This window comes from Streptomyces yatensis (genome assembly GCF_018069625.1).
Lineage (GTDB): Bacteria > Actinomycetota > Actinomycetes > Streptomycetales > Streptomycetaceae > Streptomyces > Streptomyces yatensis.
On sequence record NZ_CP072941.1, the window covers coordinates 7,715,058 to 7,736,733 of the forward strand.

General features: G+C 70.3%; 19 protein-coding genes and 1 pseudogene. 12 read left to right on the top strand and 8 right to left on the bottom strand.

Going from position 1 to position 21,676, the window contains the following annotated elements:
- The first annotated feature begins 2 nt into the window (after positions 1–2).
- Entirely contained in the window at positions 3–1,655 is a 1,653-nt protein-coding gene (pgi, locus tag J8403_RS32175; RefSeq protein WP_211128535.1) for a glucose-6-phosphate isomerase, read from the top strand.
- A gap of 277 nt (positions 1,656–1,932) precedes the next feature.
- Here the strand turns inward: pgi and pgl are convergent, their stop codons facing one another.
- The 5 genes from pgl to tkt are packed head-to-tail and all read right to left on the bottom strand — an operon-like array spanning position 1,933 to position 8,630.
- Positions 1,933–2,715 carry a 6-phosphogluconolactonase gene (gene pgl, locus J8403_RS32180; RefSeq protein WP_211126229.1) on the bottom strand — a complete coding sequence of 261 codons (783 nt, stop codon included), beginning with the start codon at positions 2,713–2,715 and terminating at the stop codon, positions 1,933–1,935.
- Positions 2,712–3,863, bottom strand: coding sequence for a glucose-6-phosphate dehydrogenase assembly protein OpcA (gene opcA / locus J8403_RS32185; protein ID WP_211126230.1), 1,152 nt, complete (start codon positions 3,861–3,863; stop codon positions 2,712–2,714). The genes pgl and opcA overlap by 4 nt, the downstream gene beginning before the upstream one ends.
- Positions 3,860–5,383, bottom strand: a complete 1,524-nt coding sequence (zwf, locus tag J8403_RS32190) for a glucose-6-phosphate dehydrogenase (RefSeq protein WP_211126231.1) — start codon at positions 5,381–5,383, stop codon at positions 3,860–3,862. The genes opcA and zwf overlap by 4 nt, the downstream gene beginning before the upstream one ends.
- Positions 5,384–5,387: 4 nt before the next feature.
- Positions 5,388–6,506 (bottom strand): transaldolase, encoded by a 1,119-nt coding sequence (gene tal / locus J8403_RS32195; RefSeq protein ID WP_211126232.1) that lies wholly within the window; start codon positions 6,504–6,506, stop codon positions 5,388–5,390.
- Positions 6,507–6,551: 45 nt separating this feature from the next.
- A complete protein-coding gene (tkt, locus tag J8403_RS32200) occupies positions 6,552–8,630 on the bottom strand; it encodes a transketolase (RefSeq protein ID WP_211126233.1) in 2,079 nt (692 codons plus the stop codon).
- A gap of 405 nt (positions 8,631–9,035) precedes the next feature.
- Between tkt and J8403_RS32205 the strand changes: the two genes are divergently transcribed.
- The 3 genes and pseudogenes from J8403_RS32205 to J8403_RS32215 all read left to right on the top strand — a co-directional run bounded on the left by J8403_RS32205 (position 9,036) and on the right by J8403_RS32215 (position 11,906).
- Positions 9,036–9,986 (top strand): heme o synthase, encoded by a 951-nt coding sequence (locus tag J8403_RS32205; RefSeq protein WP_211126234.1) that lies wholly within the window; start codon positions 9,036–9,038, stop codon positions 9,984–9,986.
- A gap of 384 nt (positions 9,987–10,370) precedes the next feature.
- Positions 10,371–10,685 (top strand): annotated as a pseudogene (locus J8403_RS32210) (hypothetical protein); the annotation flags it as partial.
- An 84-nt stretch (positions 10,686–10,769) separates the two neighbouring features.
- The gene (locus tag J8403_RS32215; RefSeq protein ID WP_246586085.1) at positions 10,770–11,906 is read left to right on the top strand and encodes an amidohydrolase; all 1,137 of its coding nucleotides are present in this window, start codon (positions 10,770–10,772) and stop codon (positions 11,904–11,906) included.
- Here J8403_RS32215 and J8403_RS32220 read toward each other — a convergent pair.
- The 3 genes from J8403_RS32220 to J8403_RS32230 form a co-directional block, all read right to left on the bottom strand.
- The gene (locus J8403_RS32220) at positions 11,876–12,868 is read right to left on the bottom strand and encodes a COX15/CtaA family protein (protein WP_211126235.1); all 993 of its coding nucleotides are present in this window, start codon (positions 12,866–12,868) and stop codon (positions 11,876–11,878) included. The two genes, J8403_RS32215 and J8403_RS32220, sit on opposite strands and share 31 nt — an antisense overlap.
- Positions 12,869–13,079: 211 nt before the next feature.
- A complete protein-coding gene (locus tag J8403_RS32225; RefSeq protein WP_059144917.1) occupies positions 13,080–13,853 on the bottom strand; it encodes an ABC transporter permease in 774 nt (257 codons plus the stop codon).
- A complete protein-coding gene (locus J8403_RS32230) occupies positions 13,850–14,776 on the bottom strand; it encodes an ABC transporter ATP-binding protein (protein ID WP_211126236.1) in 927 nt (308 codons plus the stop codon). The genes J8403_RS32225 and J8403_RS32230 overlap by 4 nt, the downstream gene beginning before the upstream one ends.
- A gap of 205 nt (positions 14,777–14,981) precedes the next feature.
- On the opposite strand from J8403_RS32230, the gene J8403_RS32235 reads away from it, so the two are divergent.
- From J8403_RS32235 to J8403_RS32270, 8 genes are all read left to right on the top strand, one after another.
- The gene (locus J8403_RS32235) at positions 14,982–15,782 is read left to right on the top strand and encodes a helix-turn-helix transcriptional regulator (RefSeq protein WP_211126237.1); all 801 of its coding nucleotides are present in this window, start codon (positions 14,982–14,984) and stop codon (positions 15,780–15,782) included.
- Complete coding sequence (gene sufB / locus J8403_RS32240; RefSeq protein WP_014059860.1) at positions 15,779–17,200, top strand: Fe-S cluster assembly protein SufB; 1,422 nt, start codon at positions 15,779–15,781, stop codon at positions 17,198–17,200. Before J8403_RS32235 ends, sufB begins: the two co-directional genes overlap by 4 nt.
- A 93-nt stretch (positions 17,201–17,293) precedes the next feature.
- The gene (sufD, locus tag J8403_RS32245) at positions 17,294–18,463 is read left to right on the top strand and encodes a Fe-S cluster assembly protein SufD (RefSeq protein ID WP_211126238.1); all 1,170 of its coding nucleotides are present in this window, start codon (positions 17,294–17,296) and stop codon (positions 18,461–18,463) included.
- Positions 18,460–18,783 carry a bifunctional 3-phenylpropionate/cinnamic acid dioxygenase ferredoxin subunit gene (locus J8403_RS32250; protein ID WP_211126239.1) on the top strand — a complete coding sequence of 108 codons (324 nt, stop codon included), beginning with the start codon at positions 18,460–18,462 and terminating at the stop codon, positions 18,781–18,783. Before sufD ends, J8403_RS32250 begins: the two co-directional genes overlap by 4 nt.
- Positions 18,784–18,790: 7 nt before the next feature.
- Complete coding sequence (gene sufC / locus J8403_RS32255; protein WP_211126240.1) at positions 18,791–19,555, top strand: Fe-S cluster assembly ATPase SufC; 765 nt, start codon at positions 18,791–18,793, stop codon at positions 19,553–19,555.
- A complete protein-coding gene (locus tag J8403_RS32260) occupies positions 19,552–20,808 on the top strand; it encodes a cysteine desulfurase (RefSeq protein ID WP_119986918.1) in 1,257 nt (418 codons plus the stop codon). The genes sufC and J8403_RS32260 overlap by 4 nt, the downstream gene beginning before the upstream one ends.
- 11 nt (positions 20,809–20,819) lie before the next feature.
- Complete coding sequence (gene sufU, locus J8403_RS32265; RefSeq protein WP_093460899.1) at positions 20,820–21,284, top strand: Fe-S cluster assembly sulfur transfer protein SufU; 465 nt, start codon at positions 20,820–20,822, stop codon at positions 21,282–21,284.
- Positions 21,281–21,616 carry a metal-sulfur cluster assembly factor gene (locus J8403_RS32270; protein ID WP_059144908.1) on the top strand — a complete coding sequence of 112 codons (336 nt, stop codon included), beginning with the start codon at positions 21,281–21,283 and terminating at the stop codon, positions 21,614–21,616. Before sufU ends, J8403_RS32270 begins: the two co-directional genes overlap by 4 nt.
- The last annotated feature ends 60 nt before the right edge of the window (positions 21,617–21,676 follow it).

The following is a 21,676-nucleotide window of genomic DNA, read 5'->3' on the forward strand; positions in this document are numbered from 1 at the left end:
AGATGACCATGGAAGGCCGCACCAGGCTGGACCAGCTGCCGGAATGGCATGCGCTGGCCGCACACCGCAAGGAGATGGGCGACGCGCATCTGCGCGACCTGTTCGCGGGCGACCCTGAGCGCGGGCGCCGCCTCACCCTTCAGGTCGGCGATCTCCACGTCGACTACTCCAAGCACCTGGTGACCGACGAGACCCTGCGGCTGCTGCGCGAGCTGGCCCGGGCCACCAAGGTGGCCGAGCTGCGGGACGCCATGTTCCGCGGTGAGCGGATCAACACCACCGAGGACCGCGCGGTGCTGCATATCGCGCTGCGCGCACCGCACTCCGCGGAGATCAAGCTGGACGGCGAGGACGTCGTCGGCGAAGTGCACGCCGTGCTCACCAAGATGGCCGTCTTCACCGACCGCATCAGGTCCGGCGACTGGACCGGCCACACCGGCAAGCGGATCAAGAACGTCGTCAACATCGGCATCGGCGGCTCCGATCTGGGCCCGAAGATGGCGTACGAGGCGCTGCGCGCCTATTCCGACCGCTCGATGACCTTCCGGTTCGTCTCCAATGTGGACGGCGCGGATATGCACGAGGCGGTGCGCGACCTGGACCCGGCCGAGACGCTGTTCATCGTCGCCTCCAAGACCTTCACCACCGTCGAGACCATTACCAACGCCCTCTCCGCCCGCGACTGGCTGCTGACCGGGCTGCGGGCCGGTGAGGAGGCCGTCGCCAAGCACTTCGTGGCGGTGTCGACCAATGCGGAGAAGGTCGCCGAGTTCGGCATCGACACCGACAACATGTTCGGGTTCTGGGACTGGGTCGGCGGGCGCTATTCGTATGACTCGGCCATCGGCCTCTCCCTGATGGTCGCCATCGGCCCGGACTGCTTCCGCGAGATGCTGGCCGGCTTCCATCTGGTCGACGAGCACTTCGCCAGCGCCCCGCCGGAGGAGAACGTCCCCCTGCTGATGGGCCTGTTGGGCATCTGGTACGACAATTTCCATGACGCCCAGGCGCATGCCGTCCTGCCGTACAGCCACTATCTGTCGAAGTTCACCGATTATCTGCAGCAGCTGGACATGGAGTCCAACGGCAAGTCCGTGGACCGGGACGGCAACCGCGTCGGCTGGCAGACCGGCCCGATCGTCTGGGGCACTCCCGGCACCAATGGCCAGCACGCCTACTACCAGCTGCTCCACCAGGGCACCAAGCTGGTCCCGGCCGATCTGATCGGCTTCGCCCGGCCGGTGAAGGATCTGCCTCCCGGGCTGGAGTCCCATCACGACCTGCTGATGGCCAACCTCTTCGCCCAGGGCCAGGCGCTGGCCTTCGGCAAGACCTCCGAGGAGGTCGCCGCCGAGGGGGTGCCCGAGGAGCTGGTGCCGCACAAGACCTTCCCGGGCAACCGCCCCACCACCACCATCCTCGCCTCCGAGCTCACCCCGTCGGTGCTGGGCCAGTTGGTCGCCCTCTATGAGCACAAGGTCTTCGTCCAGGGCGCCGTCTGGAACATCGACTCCTTCGACCAGTGGGGAGTGGAGCTGGGCAAGGTGCTCGCCAAGCGCGTCGAGCCCGCCCTGACCGAGGGCGCCGAGGTGCCCGGTCTGGACACCTCCACCGAGCATCTGGTGGCCACCTACCGCTCGCTGCGCGGCCGCTGAGGTCCCGAGGCACGGGAAGAGCACGAGGAGCGCCTGAGCGCTCGGCCGGATGCGCCGGGATGTGCCGTCGTTCGTCCGCGGCTGTGCCGTGGCTGGTCCCACGCGGCGGAGCCGCATATCGACACAGCCCCGCGCCCCTTCGGGGCGCACCCGAACCGCGCCGGACTGCATCGAGGCCGCTTGGAGCACTGGAGCACCTAGAGCACGGAACAGCACAGAAAACGCGACGATCCCCCGGGCGCCCGAGGCGCGCGGGGGATCGTGTGCGAGAGGAGGGTTACGGCGACGCCGGGGGATACAGCTCGCGCGGCAGACCCGCCGCCGCGGCCCGGTCCAGCAGCCACAGCGTGCGGCGGCGGCCGTACGCACCCGCCGCCGGAGCCTGCAGCTCCCCGGCACCCGACAGGGCTATCGTGACCGCCCTCGCCTTGTCCTCACCGGCCGCCAGCAGCCACACTTCCTGTGCCGCGCGGATCGCGGGCAGGGTCAGCGAGATCCGCACGGGCGGCGGTTTGGGCGCGCCGCGCACCCCGACCACCATCCGCTCGGTCTCCCGGACGGCGGGCAGCTCGGGGAAGAGCGAGGCCACATGGGTGTCCGGGCCGACGCCCAGCAGCAGCACGTCGAACGACGGCACCGCGCCGTGGTTCTCCGGCCGCGCGGCCCGGGCCAGCTCGGCGGCGTACGCCTCGGCCGCGGCGTCCACGTCGCCGCCGTGAGGCCCGTCGGACGCGGGCATCGCGTGCACCCGCGCCGGGTCCAGCTCCACCTCGTCCAGCAGCGCCTCGCGGGCCTGGGTGACATTGCGGTCGGGGTGGCCCTCCGGCAGGAATCGCTCATCGCCCCACCACAGGTCCAGCCGCGACCAGTCGACCGCGTCGCGCGCCGGGGAGGCGGCGAGCGCGGCCAGCAGGCCGTTGCCGTTGCGCCCGCCGGTCAGGACGACCGAGGCGGAGCCACGGGTGGCCTGGGCGTCCACGATCTTCGTGATCAGCCGGGCCGCCGCGGCCTGGGCCATCAGCTCCTTGTCGCGGTGGACGACCACCTGTGGTGCGGTCACTTGTCCGCCTTCCCGTCCGCCTTCCGCTCCTGGGCCTTCGCCGGAGGGTGAGGCTTCGGAGCCGGCGGCTGTGCCGGTGCCTGCGGCGGGTTCTTCGGCGAACCGGGCGCGTGCTCCGGCGGCGCCTCCGGGTCCCGGGTCGGCAGTGGCGGCCGGTCCGGCCCCGGTGCCACCTCGGTCGCCGGGGCGGCCTTGGCGTCCCGCTCCAGCGTGCCCACGCCGCCCTTGCCCAGCTTGTTCACGCCGAACTTCACCGACGACGCGTAGATCTCGTCGGGGTCCAGCCGGCGCAGCTCCTCGGCGATCAGCTCCGACATCTCACGCCGCTGCAGCGCCACATGCCGGTCGGGCTGGCCCGGCATCGCCAGCTCGGCCAGCGAGCCGTTCGCCCGGTCCAGGCAGATCACGCCGTCGGCCGTCTCCAGCCGCACCGCGGTGAGCCCGGGGCCCTCCGAGACCTGCCGGTTCACCGGCACCCCCAGCCGCTCGGCGAGCCACAGCGCGAGCAGCTCGCTGCTCGGGTTGTACGCCTCGCCCTCGACGACCGCGGAGGTGATCGAGGAGTGCCGCTGGTCCAGGGCGGCGGCCAGGACGCTGCGCCACGGGGTGATCCGGGTCCAGGCCAGATCGGTGTCGCCCGGGGTGTAGGTCGCGGCCCGCAGCCCCAGGGCCGCGACCGGGTCCTCGGTGGCCTGGGCGTCGGTGATCCGGCGCTGGGCCAGCTGTCCGAGCAGGTCCTCGCTGGGGTGCTCCGGGGCGTCCTCCGGCCACCACACCACCACCGGGGCATCCGGCAGCAGCAGGGGCAGGACCACCGAGTAGGCGTGGTTGGCGAGCTCGCCGTGCAGCCGCAGCAGCACCGTCTCGCCGGTGCCGGTCTCGCCGCCGACCCGCACCTCGGCGTCCATCCGGGCCATCTTGCGGTCGCGCGGCGACCGGCCCGGACGCTTGATGACGACCAGGATGCGCGAGGGGTGTTCCTTGGACGCCTCGCTGGCCGCCCTCAGCGCGTCGTAGTGATTGCCCTCGTCGGTGACGATGACGAGGGTCAGCACCATGCCCACGGCCGGCGTGCCGGTGGACCGGCGCGCCTGGATCAGAGCGGAGTTGATCCGGCTGGACGTGGTGTCCGTGAGATCGATGTTCATGGCCGCCGCCAGCTCCGTCCGTCTCGTGCGAGCATCTCGTCCGCGGCTTTCGGCCCCCAGGTCCCGGCCGTGTACTGCTCGGGCCTGCCGTGCTTCTCCCAGTACTCCTCGATCGGGTCGAGGATCCGCCAGGACTGCTCGACCTCCTCATGGCGGGGGAAGAGATTCGCCTCGCCCAGCAGGACATCGAGCAGCAGCCGCTCGTACGCCTCGGGGCTGGACTCGGTGAAGGACTCGCCGTACTGGAAGTCCATCGTCACGTCCCGGATCTCCATGGAGGTGCCGGGCACCTTGGAGCCGAACCGGATGGTGACGCCCTCGTCCGGCTGCACCCGGATGACCAGGGCGTTCTGCCCGAGTTCCTGGGTGTCGGTGGCGTCGAAGGGGGAGTGCGGGGCGCGCTGGAAGACCACCGCGATCTCGGTGACCCGCCGCCCCAGCCGCTTGCCGGCGCGCAGGTAGAAGGGGACACCCGCCCAGCGGCGGTTGTCGATCTCCAGCTTGATCGCGGCGTAGGTGTCGGTCTTCGAGTGGGGGTCGATGCCCTCCTCCTCGAGATAGCCGCGCACCTCCTGGCCGCCCTGCCAGCCGGGGGCGTACTGTCCGCGGACCGTGTGCTTGCCCAGGTCCCTGGGCAGCTTGACCGCCCGCAGCGCCTTCAGCTTCTCGGTGACCAGGGAGGACGCCTCGAAGGAGGCGGGCTCCTCCATGGCGGTCAGCGCGAGGAGCTGCAGCAGGTGGTTCTGGATGACGTCACGGGCCGCGCCGATGCCGTCGTAGTAGCCCGCGCGCCCGCCGATGCCGATGTCCTCGGCCATGGTGATCTGCACATGGTCGACGTACGACCGGTTCCAGATCGGCTCGAACATCGTGTTGGCGAAGCGCAGCGCCATGATGTTCTGGACCGTCTCCTTGCCCAGGTAGTGGTCGATCCGGAAGACATCACCGGGCCGGAAGACCTCGTGGACGACCTGGTTGAGCTCCTGGGCGCTCTTCAGGTCGTGGCCGAAGGGCTTCTCGATGACCGCGCGCCGCCAGGAGTCGCCCTGCCCCTGCGACAGCCCGTGCTTCTTGAGCTGCTGGACGACGGTGGGGAAGAACTTCGGCGGGACCGACAGATAGAAGGCGAAGTTCCCGCCGGTGCCGCGCGCCTTGTCGAGCTCCTCTATGGTCGCCCGCAGGGTCGTGAACGCCTCGTCGTCGGAGAACTCGCCGGGTACGAAGCGGAACCCCTCGGCCAGCTGCTGCCAGACCTCCTCGCGGAACGGGGTCCGCGCGTACTCCTTGACCGCGTCATGCACGACCTGGGTGAAGTCCTCGTCCTCCCAGTCGCGGCGGGCGAAGCCGACCAGCGAGAAGCCCGGCGGCAGCAGCCCGCGGTTGGCCAGGTCGTAGATGGCGGGCATCAGCTTCTTACGGGACAGATCGCCCGTGACGCCGAAGATCACGAGGCCGGACGGCCCCGCGATGCGCGGGAGCCGTCGGTCTCGTGGGTCACGCAGCGGATTGCTGCTGGTCACGGTTTCACGCCTCCGAGGGTGCGAGGCGCTTGAGCTCCGCCTCGGTGGACTTCAGCAGGTCGTTCCAGGAGGACTCGAACTTCTCGACGCCCTCGTCCTCGAGGACCTGGACGACCTCGTCGTAGGAGATCCCGATCCCGGCCAGCGCCTCGATGTCGGCCTTGGCCTGCTCGTAGGTGCCGCGCACGGTGTCGCCGCGGATCTCGCCGTGGTCGGCGACCGCCTCCAAGGTGGCCTCCGGCATGGTGTTGACGGTGCCGGGAGCCACCAGCTCCTCGACGTACATGGTGTCCTTGTACGCCGGGTCCTTGACGCCGGTCGAGGCCCACAGCGGACGCTGCTTGTTGGCGTTCGCCCGGTCCAGGGCGGCCCAGCGGTCGGAGCTGAAGACCTCCTCGTACGCCTGGTACGCGAGGCGGGCGTTGGCGATGGCGGCCTTGCCGCGCAGCGCCTTGGCCTCATCGGTGCCGAGCTTGTCGATGCGCTTGTCGATCTCGGTGTCCACGCGGGAGACGAAGAAGGACGCCACCGAGTGGATCTTCTGCAGGTCCAGGCCCGCGGCCTTGGCCTTCTCCAGACCGGCCAGGAAGGCGTCCATGACCGCGCGGTACCGCTCCAGGGAGAAGATCAGCGTGACATTGACGCTGATGCCCAGGCCGATCACCTCGGTGATCGCGGGCAGCCCCGCCTCGGTCGCCGGGATCTTGATGAAGGTGTTGGGCCGGTCCACCAGCCAGGCCAGCTGCTTGGCCTCGGCGATGGTGGCGGCCGTGTTGTGGGCCAGGCGCGGGTCGACCTCGATGGAGACCCGGCCGTCCTGGCCGCCCGTCGCGTCGTACACCGGCCGGAGGATGTCGGCCGCGTCGCGGACGTCCGCCGTGGTGATCATGCGGACGGCTTCCTCGACGGTGAGCCTGCGGACCGCGAGGTCGGCCACCTGCTGCTGGTAGCCCTCACCGCTGGAGATCGCCTTCTGGAAGATCGACGGGTTGGTGGTGACGCCTACGACATGCTGCTGGTCGATCAGCTCGGCCAGGTTGCCGGAGGTGATCCTCTTGCGGGAGAGGTCGTCGAGCCAGATCGCGACGCCTTCGTCGGCCAGCCGCTTGAGTGCGTCTGTCATGGGGTGTGTTCTCCTACTCGTCGCTACTAAGTCGTCTGCGGGGTGTCAGCGCCCTGCGGCGTCGAGAGATTCGCGGGCGGCGGTCACCACGGCCTCGGCAGTGAGGCCGAACTCCCGGAAGAGCACCTTGTAGTCGGCGGAGGCGCCGAAGTGCTCCAGCGAAACGATGCGGCCGGCCTCGCCGACGTAGCGGTGCCAGGTCAGGCCGATACCCGCCTCGACGGCCACGCGGGCCTTGACGGACGGCGGCAGCACTGTCTCCCGGTACCCCCTGTCCTGCTCCTCGAACCACTCGACCGAGGGCATTGACACGACGCGGGTCGGAACCCCGGCGGCCTGGAGCTGCTCACGCGCCTCCACGGCGAGCTGCACCTCCGAACCGGTGCCGATGAGGATGACCTGCGGCTCGCCGCCCTCGGCCTCGAAGAGGACGTAACCGCCCTTGGCGGCGTCCTCACTGGCCTCGTAGGTCGGCACGTTCTGCCGGGTCAGCGCGAGGCCGTGCGGAGCCGGGTTCGCGCTGTGGCGGCGGGTGATCTCGCGCCAGGCGATGGCCGTCTCGTTGGCGTCGGCCGGGCGGACCACGTTCAGGCCCGGGATGGCGCGCAGCACCGAGAGGTGCTCCACCGGCTGGTGGGTCGGGCCGTCCTCGCCGAGGCCGATGGAGTCGTGCGTCCACACGTAGGTGACCGGCAGCTTCATCAGCGCGGCGAGCCGGACGGCCGGGCGCATGTAGTCGGAGAAGACCAGGAAGGTGCCGCCGTAGACACGGGTGTTGCCGTGCAGCGCGATGCCGTTCATGGTCGAGCCCATGGCGTGCTCGCGGATGCCGAAGTGCACGGTGCGGCCGTACGGGTCGGCCTCCGGCAGCGGGTTGCCCTTCGGGAGGAAGGATGAGGACGCGTCGATCGTGGTGTTGTTGGAGCCCGCGAGGTCGGCGGAGCCGCCCCACAGCTCGGGCAGCACCCCGCCGAGCGCCTTGAGCACCTGGCCGGACGCCTTACGGGTGGCGACGTCCTTGCCCGGCTCGAAGACCGGCAGCGCGGACTCCCAGCCCTCGGGCAGCTCGCCCGCGCTGATCCGGTCGAACAGGGCGGCCCGCTCGGGGTTGGCGTTCCGCCACTCCTGGACCTTCTTGTCCCAGGCGGCGTGCGCCTGGCGGCCACGGTCGACCAGGGCGCGGGTGTGGTTGATGACGTCCGTGTCGACCGCGAAGTGCTGCTCGGGGTCGAAGCCCAGGACGCGCTTGGTGGCGGCGACCTCGTCGGCGCCCAGCGCCGAGCCGTGCGACGCCTCGGTGTTCTGCGCGTTCGGAGCGGGCCAGGCGATGATCGTACGGGCCGCGATGATCGAGGGGCGCTCGGTCTCGGCCTGCGCCGCCTTGAGCGCCGCGTACAGCGCGTGGATGTCGAAGTCGCCGCTCTCGGCCTGCTCGATGCGCTGGACGTGCCAGCCGTACGCCTCGTAGCGCTTCAGCACGTCCTCGGAGAGCGCGGTCGCGGTGTCGCCCTCGATCGAGATGTGGTTGTCGTCGTACAGCGCGACGATGTTGCCCAGCTTCTGGTGGCCGGCCAGCGAGGACGCCTCGGCGGAGATGCCCTCCTCCAGGTCGCCGTCGGAGACGATCGCCCAGATGGTGTGGTCGAACGGAGAGGCGCCCTCGGGCGCCTCCGGGTCGAACAGGCCACGCTCGTAGCGGGCGGCCATCGCCATGCCCACCGCGTTGGCGATGCCCTGGCCCAGGGGGCCGGTGGTGGTCTCGACACCGGTGGTGTGGCCGTACTCCGGGTGGCCCGGGGTCTTGCTGCCCCAGGTGCGGAACGACCGCAGATCCTCGAGCTCCAGCCCGAAGCCCGCCAGGTACAGCTGGACGTAGAGGGTCAGGCTGGTGTGCCCCGGAGACAGCACGAAGCGGTCGCGGCCCGTCCACTCCGCGTCGGAGGGGTCGTGCCGCATCAGCTTCTGGAAGAGCAGGTAGGCGGCGGGTGCGAGGCTCATGGCCGTGCCAGGGTGGCCGTTACCGACCTTCTGTACGGAGTCCATGGCCAGGACCCGGGCCGTGTCGACGGCCTGCCGGTCCAGATCGGTCCACTCGAGGTCTGTGGTAGTCGGCTTGGTGCTCACCCTGAGTCAGGGCTCCTCTCCACAATGTCGAAATCCGGTGACCGTATGTGCACCGGCGATGTCGAGCCTACCCCTGGAACAACGGTCATCTTTTCGAGTTCCACTCAACGGGATAAGGAACGAATTCCGAGGTGGCCGCATTCCCTCCGGGGCCCGTCCGGATGGCGTCCCGGGCCCTACGGAAGGGGCCGTTCCGGGCCGTGCCCGGCCCGCCGTCCGCCGGGCGCCGCCGCCTCGCGGGTGCCTTGCGGGCGCCTTGCGGGCGCCTTACGGTGCCCCTTCAACACGAGGGACCCCGGCGGCGGGCGGCGTATCCGCTACGTCTAGAGTGGCGTGGTACGCGCAAGTCTTTACCGGCTCTTCATGTCCGGTGCTTGCTGGTTCTTGCTTCCACCAGGGGTGTGCGTGACGGCCGTCGAATCCCGTCCTGCGGGGGTGCTCGAGACGAGCGAAACGAGCTCCGGTCACCGGCCGTTCGGGGCCCGTGTCATGGCGTTCGTGGCGCTGACCAAGCCGCGCGTCATCGAACTGCTGCTGATGACGACCGTGCCGGTCATGTTCCTGGCCGCCCAGGGCGTCCCGGATCTGTGGCTGGTGGTCGCGACCTGTGTCGGCGGCTATCTGTCGGCCGGTGGCGCGGCCGCGTTCAACATGTATTACGACCGGGACATCGACGCGCTGATGGAGCGCACCGCGCAGCGCCCGCTCGTGACCGGCATGGTCTCGCCGCGCGAATGCCTCGTCTTCGCCTTCGCGCTCGCGGCGGGGTCGACGGCCTGGTTCTGGGCGCTGGTCAACCCGCTGTCCGCGATGCTGTCGCTCGGTGCGCTGGTCTTCTACGTCGTCGTCTACACGATGTGGCTCAAGCGGCGCACCTCGCAGAACATCGTCTGGGGCGGCATCGCCGGCTGCATGCCCGTGCTGATCGGCTGGTCCTCGGTGACCGACGAGGTCTCCTGGGCCGCCGTCATCCTCTTCCTCGTGATCTTCTTCTGGACGCCGCCGCACTACTGGCCGCTGTCGATGAAGGTCAAGGAGGACTACGAGCGGGCGAGCGTGCCGATGCTGCCGGTGATCGCGGGCAACAAGGTGGTCGCGCGCCAGATCGTCCTCTACAGCTGGGCCATGGTGGGCGTCTCCCTGTTGCTGTGGCCGCTGGGCTACACCGGCTGGTTCTACCCGGTCGTCGCGGCGGTGCTCGGCGGGTTCTGGCTGAAGGAGGCGCACGCGCTCCAGGGACGCGCCAAGGCCGGGATCATGGGGGCGAAGCTCAAGGAGATGCGGCTGTTCCACTGGTCGATCACCTATGTGTCGCTGCTGTTCGTCGCCGTGGCCGTGGACCCTTTCCTGCGGTGATTACCGGCGGGTAGCATCGGCTGTATGGCAGACACCACCCAGCCGGAGCCGACGGAGAGCGGCGAGTCGGCCGCAGAGCCCTCCGCGCCGGCCGCAGCGTCCGAGCCGCCCAAGTCTTCCGAGGGCGGGGAGTCGGCCGCGCAGGCCTCCGCGCCGGAAGCAGCGTCCGAGCCGGCCAAGCCGTCCGAGCCGCCCAAGTCTCCCGAGGGCGGCGGGTCGGCCGCGCAGGCCTCCGCGCCGGCCGCAGCGTCCGAGCCGGCCAAGCCGTCCGAGCCGCCCAAGTCTCCCGAGGGCGGCGGGTCGGCCGCGCAGGCCGCCTCCGCGCCGGAAGCGGCGTCCGAGCCGGACACGCCCTCCAAGCCGGCCAAGCCCTCCAAGGACGAGAAGCGGGCCGAGCGGCTCGCCCGCCAGATCACGGCCTTCGCCACCGGCCACGGCGGCAGCGCCGAGGGGCAGATCGCCCACATCGGGCGCGGCTCCGTCCGGATCGCCCTCGTCGGCGCCGACGGCGAATGGGGCGTTCTCGTCGCCCCCTCGCAGGAGAGCGCGCGGCGCGCGGCCGAGATCGCCGGGCTGACCCTCCAGGACGCCTTCGACGGCGAGCTGGCCGCCAAGGTCCGCACCGGTCCGTACGAGTGGGCGCGCATGGCGGGCATCCAGCTCGGCGGGCCCGGCAACCCTCCGGCACCCGCCTCGTAGAACGCCTGAGAACGGGTCCGGCGACACCTCGCGCCCCTTCCGTCCGTTAAGCCCGTCGATGCCGGAGGGCGAGAGGCGGCGGCGATGCACGAGGCGACGGACTCCCCGAACACCCTGGGCCCGCCGACCGGCCCGGTCCCCCGGGACGGGCCGGGCCCGGTGGCGGGACCGATCACGCTGCCCCCGCTGGTCGACCAGCACAGCCACGGCACGGTCGACGGCGAACTCGGCGTCGGCTCGTTCGAAACCCATCTGGCGGCCGCCGCCGGGTCGGGCGCGGCCCCGGCCGGCACCACCTTCTTCGACAGCTGGACCGGTCTGGCCGTGCGCCGCTGGTGTCCCCCGCTGCTGGGCATGGAGCCCCACTGCGCGCCCGTCAGCTATCTCGCCCGCCGCCGTGAGCTGGGTGCCTACCGGGCCGCACGGCTGCTGCTGCGCGGCGCCGGTATCGGCACCTTCCTGCTGGAGTCCGGCGCCCGGGACGACCTCAGCACCGCCGAGGAACTGGCCACGACGGCCGACGGCGCGGTCCATGAGGTGGTCCGGCTGGAGCCGCTGGCCGAGCAGGTCGCCGACACCTCCGGCACGGTCGACGCCTTCATCGGCAACACCGCCGAGGCGCTGTACGCGGCGGCCCAGCACGCGACCGCCTTCGCCATGGGGATCGCCTTCTGCGACGAGCTGCCGCCCGATCCGCGCGAGGTCCGGCGCGCCGCCGCCCGCTGGCTCGCGCTCACCGTACGCCCGGCCCGGGACCGCGCCCCCGACCCCGCGCTCGCCCAGCATCTGCTGTGGAGCGCCGTCGCGACCGGCCTGCCGGTGCAGCTGCACTGCGCCGATCCGCAGTCGCTGGTCGGCTTCCTGCGCGCCACGGCGGGGTTCGGCACCGATCTGGTGCTGCTGCCCGACCGGCCGCACCACCGGCGGGCGGCCCAGCTCGCCGCGGCCTTCCCGCATGTCTACGCGGACGCCGGGCCGCGGCCCGGGGAGACCCTGGGCGAGGCGCCGTTCGGCAAGCTGCTCTTCTCGACGGGCGCGCGGGGGCTGCCCGAGCTGTATGTGACCGCGTCCCGGCTGTTCGGCCAGGCCATGGCCCGGCTGGCGGACGAATGGGTCGCCGAGGAGATCTGCACCCGGGCCGAGGCCCAGCGGATCGCCGGGCTGGTCGCGGCCGGGACCGCGCGCCGGGTCTACCGGCTGGACGCGGCCGGCTCGGGCTGAACGGTCTCGTGGTCGCCGGTGGGGGCGGGGACGGCCGCCGGAAGCGCGGGGCGCTCGCGCTGGGCGAGCAGCACCCGCAGCACCGCGATCCACACCAGGCAGGAGCCGAGCATATGGATGCCGACGACGACCTCGGGCAGATGGGTGAAGTACTGCACGTACCCGACCACGCCCTGCAGGAGCAGGACGACGAGGAGCTCCAGGACCGTACGGCGCTGGGCGGCCGGGGCCTTCACGGCCCGCAGTGTGAACCACAGAGCGACGGTGAGACCCAGCACGATGTAGACGAAGTCCACGTGGAGCTGGGTGATCTCCTGCCAGTTCAGCGGGATGCGGTGCACCTTGCGGGCGTCACCGGCGTGCGGACCCGCGCCGGTGACCACGGTGCCGATGACGATGAGCGCGCCGGTGGCCGCGATCAGCAGCCGGGTCAGCTGGCGCACCGGCGTGGCCACGAGATCGCGCGGCTCGGCGTCGCCCTCGCGCGCCCGCCACCAGGTCACCACGGCGACCGTGAGCAGCACGGAGGACAGCAGGAAGTGCGAGCTGACGATGTACGGGTTGAGTCCGGTGAGCACCGTGATGCCGCCGACCACGGCGTTGCCCATGACGATCCAGAACTGGGCCCAGCCGAGCCGGGTGAGGGGCCGGCGCACCGGCGTCCGGGCGCGGGCGGCGATGATCACCAGCCCCACGACCACGCAGAGGACGTACGTCAGCATGCGATTGCTGAACTCGATGACGCCGTTGATCCCCATTTCAGCGGTCGGCGTCAGGCTCCCGGAGGTGCACTTGGGCCAGGTGTCACAGCCCAGCCCGGACTGGGTGAGCCGGACCGCGCCACCGGTCACGACGATGACCACGGCCATCACCACGGTGGCCAGCGCGGCCCGCTCCACGAAGCGCGCGGAGGGCTGCCAGCGCCGGGCGATCAGCTCGAACGGATTCAGCGAATTCGGCACGGGAACATCGTAGGCCGCCGCTTGTGCAGCTTTTCACGAGGGGTAGTGCTTCGGTAAAGCCGCAGCTCGCAGAGGTGTTCGGGCCACTCCCAGCCGAGGCCGCTCCCGGCGGAAGCCGACCCCGGCGGAAGCCGCTCCCGGCGGAAGCCGCTCCCGGCGGAAGCCGCTCCCGGCGGAAGCTACTCCCGGCGGAAGCTACTCCCGGCGGAAGCTACTCCCAGCGGAAGAAGCGCGCCGCCGCGCCCAGCCCCAGCACCGCCCAGACCGCCAGGATCCCCAGATCCCGCCACGGCATCCCGCCCCCGTCCTGGAGGACGTCCCGCAGCCCGCCCGAGAGCGCCGAGATCGGCAGCAGCTCCAGTGCGCCGCGCACCGCGCCCGGGAACTTGTCCAACGACACGATCACCCCGCCGGCCACGAGCAGCAGCAGGAAGACCAGGTTGGCGGCGGCCAGGGTCGCCTCGGCCTTCAGGGTGCCCGCCATCAGCAGCCCGAGGCCGGAGAACGCCGCCGTGCCCAGGATCAGCAGCAGCGCCACCGAGAGCGGGTCACCGTGCGGCGACCAGCCCAGCGCCAGCGCGATCGCGGTCAGCAGCACGATCTGCAGGACCTCGGTGACCAGCACCGCGAGGGTCTTGGCGGTCATCAGCCCCCACCGCGGCAGCGGTGAGACGGCGAGCCGCTTGAGCACGCCGTAGCGCCGCTCGAAGCCGGTGGCGATGGCCTGTCCGGTGAACGCCGTGGACAGCACGGCAAGGGCCAGTACGCCGGGCGTCAGGAAGTCCACCGTGCTGCCGTCGGCGCCCGTGTCGACGATGTCGACGGTGCTGAAGAGCACCAGCAGCAGGGACGGGATGACGACGGTCAGCAGCAGCTGCTCGCCGTTGCGCAGCAGCATCCGGGTCTCCAGCGCGGCCTGCGCCCGGATCATCCTCATCAGCGGGGCCGCCCCCGGCTTGGGGAGAAAAGTGCCCGTGGCGGTCACGCTCGCAGCTCCTTACCGGTGAGCTCCAGGAAGACGTCCTCGAGGGTGTGCCGCTCGACCGAGATCCGGTCCGGCAGCACACCGTTCTGCGCGCACCAGGAGGTGACGGTGGCCAGCATCTGGGGGTTGACCTTGCCGGTGACGCGGTACGAGCCCGGGGTCAGCTCGGCGGCCGTTGAGTCGGCGGGCAGCGCCTTGAGGAGCGAGGCCAGGTCGAGTGCGGGGCGGCCGCCGAAGCGCAGGGTGTTCTCGGCGCCGCCCCGGCACAGCTCCTCGGGGCTGCCCCGGGCGATCACCTTGCCGCCGTCGATGATCGCCACATCGTCGGCGAGCTGCTCGGCCTCGTCCATGTAGTGGGTCGTCAGCATCACCGTGACCCCGTCGTCCCGCAGATCGCGGATGAGGTCCCAGGTGGCGTGGCGGGCCTGTGGGTCGAGTCCGGCGGTCGGCTCGTCGAGGAAGACCAGCTCGGGGCGGCCGACGACGGCCATGGCGAGCGCGAGCCGCTGCTGCTGGCCGCCGGAGAGCCGCCGGTAGGTGGTCCGGCCGCAGGAGGCGAGGCCGAGCCGGTCGATCAGCAGGTCGACGTCGACCGGATGCGCGTGGAGGGAGGCGGTATGGCGCAGCATCTCTTCTGCGCGCGCGCCGGAATAAACGCCTCCGGACTGCAGCATCACCCCGACCCGGGGGCGCAGCGCGGGGGCGTCCGCCACCGGATCGAGCCCGAATATCCGGACCGTGCCGGCGTCGGGGCGGCGGTATCCCTCGCAGGTCTCGACGGTGGTGGTCTTACCGGCTCCGTTGGGGCCGAGAACGGCGGTCACGGCGCCCCGGTCCACGGACAGGTCGAGCCCGTCGACCGCGGTCTTCGGGCCGTACCGCTTGACCAGGCCGACGATGTCGACCGCGGGCTCTTCTCGCATGTCCGGCAGTCTACGAATCGCCGGGGCCCCTGTGGGCGGCAGGGCCGGAAGCCGCGGAGCCCGCCGCCCGGCCGCGACGGCGTCGCCGCAGGTGAACCGGGGTACGGGACCCTCTCGGACTTAGGTACACCTAAGTGACGTACCCCACCGGACCTGCAGATCTCCCCGCTTGTGTCGCGCCGGGGAATTACGCAACAATGGCGTTGTGAAATACGCGAGCGAGGCTCCGAACGAACGCGCGGCCGAACTGGCCGCGCGGTCTGGCGCGCCCGCATCCGCGCCGGAAGAGCAGCACGGCACCCGTAACCGGGTCGCGCGATCCATCCTCGACCATGGTCCCTCCACCGCGGCGGAGCTCGCCCTGCGGCTGGAGCTGACCCAGGCGGCCGTCCGCCGCCACCTGGACACCCTCGTCGCCGACGGCGTCGTCGAGCCCCGAGAGAAGAGGGTGTACGGGGCGCGGGGGCGCGGCCGCCCGGCCAAGGTCTTCGCGCTCACCGACTGCGGCCGCGACGCCTTCGACCAGGCCTACGACAAGCTCGCCGTCGACGCCCTGCACTGGATCGAGCAGAGCGCCGGAGGCGGCGAGGCGGGCCGCGCCGCGGTCGCCGCGTTCGCCCGCGCCAGGCTCGCCGCCCAGGCGGAGGGATACCGCGGCAGCGTCGAGGCCGCCGCCCCCGGCCGCCGCACCGAAGCCCTCGCCGACGCGCTCTCCGCGGACGGGTACGCTGCTACGGCGCGCAGCGCGCCGGTCGGCGAACAGCTCTGCCAGCACCACTGCCCGGTCGCCCACGCAGCCGAGCGATATCCGCAGCTGTGTGAGGCGGAGACCGAGGTCTTCTCCCAGCTGCTCGGAACTCATGTGCAGCGTCTGGCCACCATCGCCCATGGCGACGGAGTGTGCACGACGTTCATTCCGAAGACCGGCAAGGTCGAGAAGACCGACACCAGCACCACCAAGACCACCACCGCATCTGCCAGCACGGCCGGGAGGAACCCCGAATGACTCTCCCCACGGAGACCGCTCACCCCGAGCTTGAAGGCCTGGGCAACTACGAGTACGGCTGGGCCGACTCCGACGTGGCCGGCGCCTCGGCCAAGCGCGGCCTCTCCGAGGACGTCGTACGCGACATCTCGGGGAAGAAGTCCGAGCCGGAGTGGATGCTCAAGCTCCGCCTCAAGGGCCTGAAGCTCTTCGGCAAGAAGCCCATGCCCACCTGGGGCTCGGACCTGTCGGGCATCGACTTCGACAACATCAAGTACTTCGTCCGCTCCACCGAGCAGCAGGCCGCCTCGTGGGACGACCTGCCCGAGGACATCAAGAACACGTACGACAAGCTGGGCATCCCGGAGGCCGAGAAGCAGCGCCTCGTCGCGGGTGTCGCGGCCCAGTACGAGTCCGAGGTCGTCTACCACCAGATCCGTGAGGACCTGGAGGAGCAGGGTGTCATCTTCCTGGACACCGACACGGCGCTCAAGGAGCACCCGGAGCTGTTCCAGGAGTACTTCGGCACCGTGATCCCCGCGGGCGACAACAAGTTCGCCTCGCTGAACACGGCGGTCTGGTCCGGCGGCTCGTTCATCTACGTGCCGAAGGGCGTGCACGTGGAGATCCCGCTGCAGGCGTACTTCCGGATCAACACCGAGAACATGGGCCAGTTCGAGCGGACGCTGATCATCGTCGACGAGGACGCCTACGTCCACTACGTCGAGGGCTGCACCGCGCCGATCTACAAGTCGGACTCGCTGCACTCCGCGGTCGTCGAGATCATCGTCAAGAAGGGCGCCCGCTGCCGCTACACGACCATCCAGAACTGGTCGAACAACGTCTACAACCTGGTCACCAAGCGCGCCGTGGCCTACGAGGGCGCGACCATGGAGTGGGTCGACGGCAACATCGGCTCCAAGGTGACCATGAAGTACCCCGCCGTCTACCTGATGGGTGAGCACGCCAAGGGCGAGACCCTGTCCATCGCCTTCGCGGGCGAGGGCCAGCACCAGGACGCGGGCGCCAAGATGGTCCACATGGCCCCCCGCACCTCGTCCAACATCGTCTCCAAGTCGGTGGCGCGCGGCGGCGGCCGCACCTCCTACCGCGGTCTGATCGAGATCGGCGAGGGCGCCGAGGGCTCCAAGTCCAATGTGCTCTGTGACGCCCTGCTCGTCGACACGATCTCCCGCTCGGACACCTACCCCTATGTGGACGTCCGCGAGGACGACGTGTCCATGGGCCATGAGGCGACCGTCTCCAAGGTCAGCGACGACCAGCTCTTCTACCTGATGAGCCGCGGTCTGTCCGAGGACGAGGCCATGGCGATGATCGTGCGCGGCTTCGTCGAGCCGATCGCGCGCGAGCTGCCCATGGAGTACGCGCTGGAGCTCAACCGGCTGATCGAGCTGCAGATGGAGGGCGCGGTCGGCTGACGCCACCCCCTTCCGGCCCCGGCGGGGGACACCGTCCTCCGCCCGGGCATCCCGTTCAGGCCCATCAGGCAGAAAGAGAGCAGTACGACAGCCATGGCTGAAACCATCCCGGCCGGATCCACCACGGACGGCGTCATCCAGGTGGGCCAGCCCACCGATGCCCGGGTGAGCGCGCCCGCGTCGTACGACGTGGCCGACTTCCCGGTGCCCCATGGCCGCGAGGAGGACTGGCGGTTCACCCCGCTGGAGCGGCTGCGCGGTCTCCATGACGGCACGGCTGTCGCCGACGGCGGCGTCAAGGTCGAGGTGACCGCCCCCGAGGGCGTCACGGTCGAGACCGTGGGCCGTGACGACGCACGCCTGGGGAAGGCCGGCAAGCCGGTGGACCGGGTGGCGGCCCAGGCGTACAGCTCCTTCGAGAAGGCGTCGGTCGTCTCGGTGCCCAAGGAGACGGTGCTCACCGAGCCGGTGCGGATCGCCGTGCACGGCGAGGGCGGCACCGCCTTCGGCCACCAGGTGGTCGAGGTCGGCGCCTTCGCCGAGGCGGTCGTGGTCATCGACCACACCGGTGACGCCACCCTCGCCGCCAATGTGGAGTACCTGATCGGCGACGGCGCCAAGCTCACCGTGGTCTCGGTCCAGGACTGGGACGACACCGCGGTCCACGCCGGTCAGCACACCGCGCTGGTCGGCCGGGACGCCACCTTCAAGTCCGTGGTCGTCACCTTCGGCGGCGATCTGGTGCGGCTCCACCCGCGCGTCGTCTACGGCGCCCCGGGCGGTGAGGCCGAGCTCTACGGCGTGTACTTCACCGACAACGGCCAGCACCAGGAGCACCGGCTCTTCATCGACCACGACACCCCGCACTGCCGGAGCAACGTGGCCTACAAGGGCGCGCTGCAGGGCGCCGAGGCGCACGCGGTGTGGATCGGCGATGTGCTGATCCGGGCCGCCGCGGAGGGCACCGACACCTACGAGCTCAACAGGAACCTGGTCCTCACCGACGGCGCCCGTGTCGACTCGGTGCCGAACCTGGAGATCGAGACCGGTGAGATCGTCGGCGCCGGTCACGCGAGCGCGACCGGCCGCTTCGAGGACGAGCAGCTCTTCTACCTGATGGCGCGCGGCATCCCGGCCGACGAGGCCCGCCGTCTGGTGGTCCGCGGCTTCTTCGCCGAGCTCGTCCAGCAGATCGGGATCCCCGACCTGGAGGAGCGGCTCATCTCCAAGATCGAGGCCGAGCTGGAGGCGTCCGTAGGATGACCAACACCTTCGTACGCGCCTGCGCGCTGGACGAACTCGAGGACGACACCCCCAAGCGGGTCGAGCTCGAGGGCGTGCCCATCGCTCTTGTGCGCACCGAGGGCGAGGTGTTCGCGGTCAACGACATCTGCTCGCATGCGAACGTCTCGCTGTCCGAGGGCGAGGTGGAGGACTGCCAGATCGAGTGCTGGCTGCACGGCTCCAGCTTCGACCTGCGCACCGGCAAGCCGTCCGGCCTCCCCGCGACGCGCCCGATCCCCGTGTACCCCGTAAAGATCGAAGGGGACGATGTGCTCGTCTCCGTCACCCAGGAGTCCTGAGGCACCCATGGCCACGCTTGAGATCCACGACCTGCACGTTTCCGTCGACGCCGAGGGCGGCCCCCGCGAGATCCTGCGCGGTGTCGACCTGACCGTGAAGCAGGGCGAGACGCACGCCATCATGGGCCCCAACGGCTCCGGCAAGTCCACCCTCGCCTACTCGCTCGCCGGGCACCCGAAGTACACGATCACCAGTGGCACTGTGACGCTGGACGGCGAGGACGTGCTCGCGATGTCCGTCGACGAGCGCGCCCGCGCCGGTGTCTTCCTCGCCATGCAGTACCCGGTCGAGGTGCCCGGCGTCTCCGTCTCCAACTTCCTGCGCACCTCCGCGACCGCGATCCGCGGCGAGGCGCCCAAGCTGCGCACCTGGGTGAAGGAGGTCAAGGAGGCCATGGAGCGCCTCAACATCGACCCGTCCTTCGCCGAGCGGAATGTCAACGAGGGCTTCTCCGGCGGTGAGAAGAAGCGCCACGAGATCCTCCAGCTGGAGCTGCTGAAGCCGGCCATCGCGATCCTCGACGAGACCGACTCCGGCCTCGACGTCGACGCACTGCGGGTGGTCTCCGAGGGCGTCAACCGGGTCCGTGAGGCGGGCCAGGTCGGCACCCTGCTGATCACCCACTACACCCGCATCCTGCGGTACATCAAGCCCGACCACGTCCACGTCTTCGCGGCGGGCCGGATCGCCGAGTCCGGCGGCCCGGAGCTGGCCGACAAGCTGGAGGAAGAGGGCTACGAGGCGTACGTGAAGGGAGGCGCATCCGAGTGACACAGCTGCCGGGCCTCCTCGACACCGAGGCGATCCGCAAGGACTTCCCGATCCTGGACCGTGTCGTCCATGACGGCAAGAAGCTCGTCTATCTGGACAACGCGGCGACGTCGCAGAAGCCGCGCCAGGTGCTGGACGTGCTCAACGACTACTACGAGCGCTCCAACGCCAATGTGCACCGCGGCGTCCATGTGCTCGCCGAGGAGGCCACGGAGCTGTACGAGGGCGCCCGCGACAAGGTCGCCGCCTTCATCAACGCTCCCAGCCGCGACGAGGTGATCTTCACCAAGAACGCCTCGGAGTCGCTGAACCTGGTCGCCAACATGCTCGGCTGGGCCGACGAGCCCTACCGGGTGGACCAGGACACCGAGATCGTCATCACCGAGATGGAGCACCACTCCAACATCGTTCCGTGGCAGCTGCTCTCGCAGCGCACCGGCGCGAAGCTGAAGTGGTTCGGCCTCACCGAGGACGGCCGGCTCGACCTGTCGGAGATAGAGCAGGTCATCACCGAGAAGACCAAGGTCGTCTCGTTCGTGCTGGTCTCCAACATCCTCGGCACGGTCAACCCGGTCGAGGCGATCGTCCGCCGCGCCCAGGACGTCGGCGCCCTCGTGGTGATCGACGCCTCCCAGGCCGCCCCGCACATGCTGCTGGACGTGCAGGCGCTCCAGGCCGACTTCGTGGCCTTCACCGGCCACAAGATGTGCGGCCCGACCGGCATCGGTGTGCTGTGGGGCCGCCAGGAGCTGCTGGAGGACCTGCCGCCGTTCCTCGGCGGCGGCGAGATGATCGAGACCGTCTCGATGCACTCGTCCACCTACGCCCCGGCGCCGCACAAGTTCGAGGCCGGTACGCCCCCGATCGCCCAGGCCGTCGGCCTCGGCGCGGCCGTGGACTACCTCACCTCGATCGGCATGGACAACATCACCCGCCATGAGCACGCCCTCACGCACTACGCGGTCGGCAGGCTCCTGGAGGTGCCGGACCTGCGCATCATCGGCCCCACCACGGCCGAGGAGCGCGGCGCCACGATCTCCTTCACGCTCGGCGACATCCACCCCCACGATGTGGGCCAGGTGCTCGACGAGCAGGGAATCGCGGTCCGGGTCGGCCACCACTGCGCCCGCCCCGTATGCCTGCGCTATGGAATTCCGGCGACCACCCGAGCGTCGTTCTATCTGTACTCCACTCCGGCCGAGGTCGACGCCTTGGTGGAGGGCCTGGAGCACGTACGGAACTTCTTCGGGTAGGGGCGTGCCGCGTGAAGCTGGATTCGATGTACCAGGACGTGATCCTGGACCACTACAAGAACCCCCATGGACGGGGCCTGAGGGACGGCGACGCAGAGGTACACCATGTCAATCCGACCTGCGGTGACGAGATCACGCTCAGGGTGCGGCTTGACGGCGAGACCATCGAGGACGTGAGCTACGAGGGCCAGGGCTGTTCCATCAGCCAGGCCAGCGCCTCCGTGCTCAATGAGCTGCTGGTGGGCAAGGAGCTGGCCGAGGCCCGCAGGATCCAGGAGACCTTCCTGCATCTGATGCAGTCCAAGGGCAAGGCCGAGCCGGACGACGCCATGGAGGAGGTGCTGGAGGACGCGATCGCGTTCGCCGGTGTCTCCAAGTACCCGGCCCGTGTGAAATGCGCCCTGCTGAGCTGGATGGCATGGAAGGACGCCACGGCACAGGCACTGGGTGAGACCGCCGGAGGGAAGACCGCATGAGTGACAACGTGACCACCACCAAGCCCGCCAGCGAGGAAGAGGTCCGCGAGGCCCTGTACGACGTCGTGGACCCCGAGCTGGGCATCGACGTGGTCAACCTCGGGCTGATCTACGGCATTCACATCGACGACGCCAACATCGCGACGATCGACATGACGCTGACTTCGGCGGCCTGTCCGCTGACCGATGTCATCGAGGACCAGGCGAAGTCCGCGACCGACGGCATCGTCAACGAGCTCCGGATCAACTGGGTCTGGATGCCGCCGTGGGGCCCGGACAAGATCACCGACGATGGACGTGAGCAGCTGCGCGCCCTCGGCTTCAACGTCTGAGGTCTCGCCCCCTGGGCTTGTGTGAGCGGCCCCCGCGCTTCGGCGCGGGGGCCGTTCGCA

Excerpts from the sequence above, each read along its gene's own strand:
- J8403_RS32250 (WP_211126239.1), top strand. The coding sequence starts at position 18,460 with ATGACCAACACCTTCGTACGCGCCTGCGCGCTGGACGAACTCGAGGAC.
- J8403_RS32215 (WP_246586085.1), top strand. The coding sequence starts at position 10,770 with ATGCACGAGGCGACGGACTCCCCGAACACCCTGGGCCCGCCGACCGGC.
- sufB (WP_014059860.1), top strand. The coding sequence starts at position 15,779 with ATGACTCTCCCCACGGAGACCGCTCACCCCGAGCTTGAAGGCCTGGGC.
- J8403_RS32270 (WP_059144908.1), top strand. The coding sequence starts at position 21,281 with ATGAGTGACAACGTGACCACCACCAAGCCCGCCAGCGAGGAAGAGGTC.
- opcA (WP_211126230.1), bottom strand. The coding sequence starts at position 3,863 with ATGAACATCGATCTCACGGACACCACGTCCAGCCGGATCAACTCCGCT.
- tal (WP_211126232.1), bottom strand. The coding sequence starts at position 6,506 with ATGACAGACGCACTCAAGCGGCTGGCCGACGAAGGCGTCGCGATCTGG.
- sufD (WP_211126238.1), top strand. The coding sequence starts at position 17,294 with ATGGCTGAAACCATCCCGGCCGGATCCACCACGGACGGCGTCATCCAG.
- sufC (WP_211126240.1), top strand. The coding sequence starts at position 18,791 with ATGGCCACGCTTGAGATCCACGACCTGCACGTTTCCGTCGACGCCGAG.
- pgi (WP_211128535.1), top strand. The coding sequence starts at position 3 with ATGACCATGGAAGGCCGCACCAGGCTGGACCAGCTGCCGGAATGGCAT.
- J8403_RS32230 (WP_211126236.1), bottom strand. The coding sequence starts at position 14,776 with ATGCGAGAAGAGCCCGCGGTCGACATCGTCGGCCTGGTCAAGCGGTAC.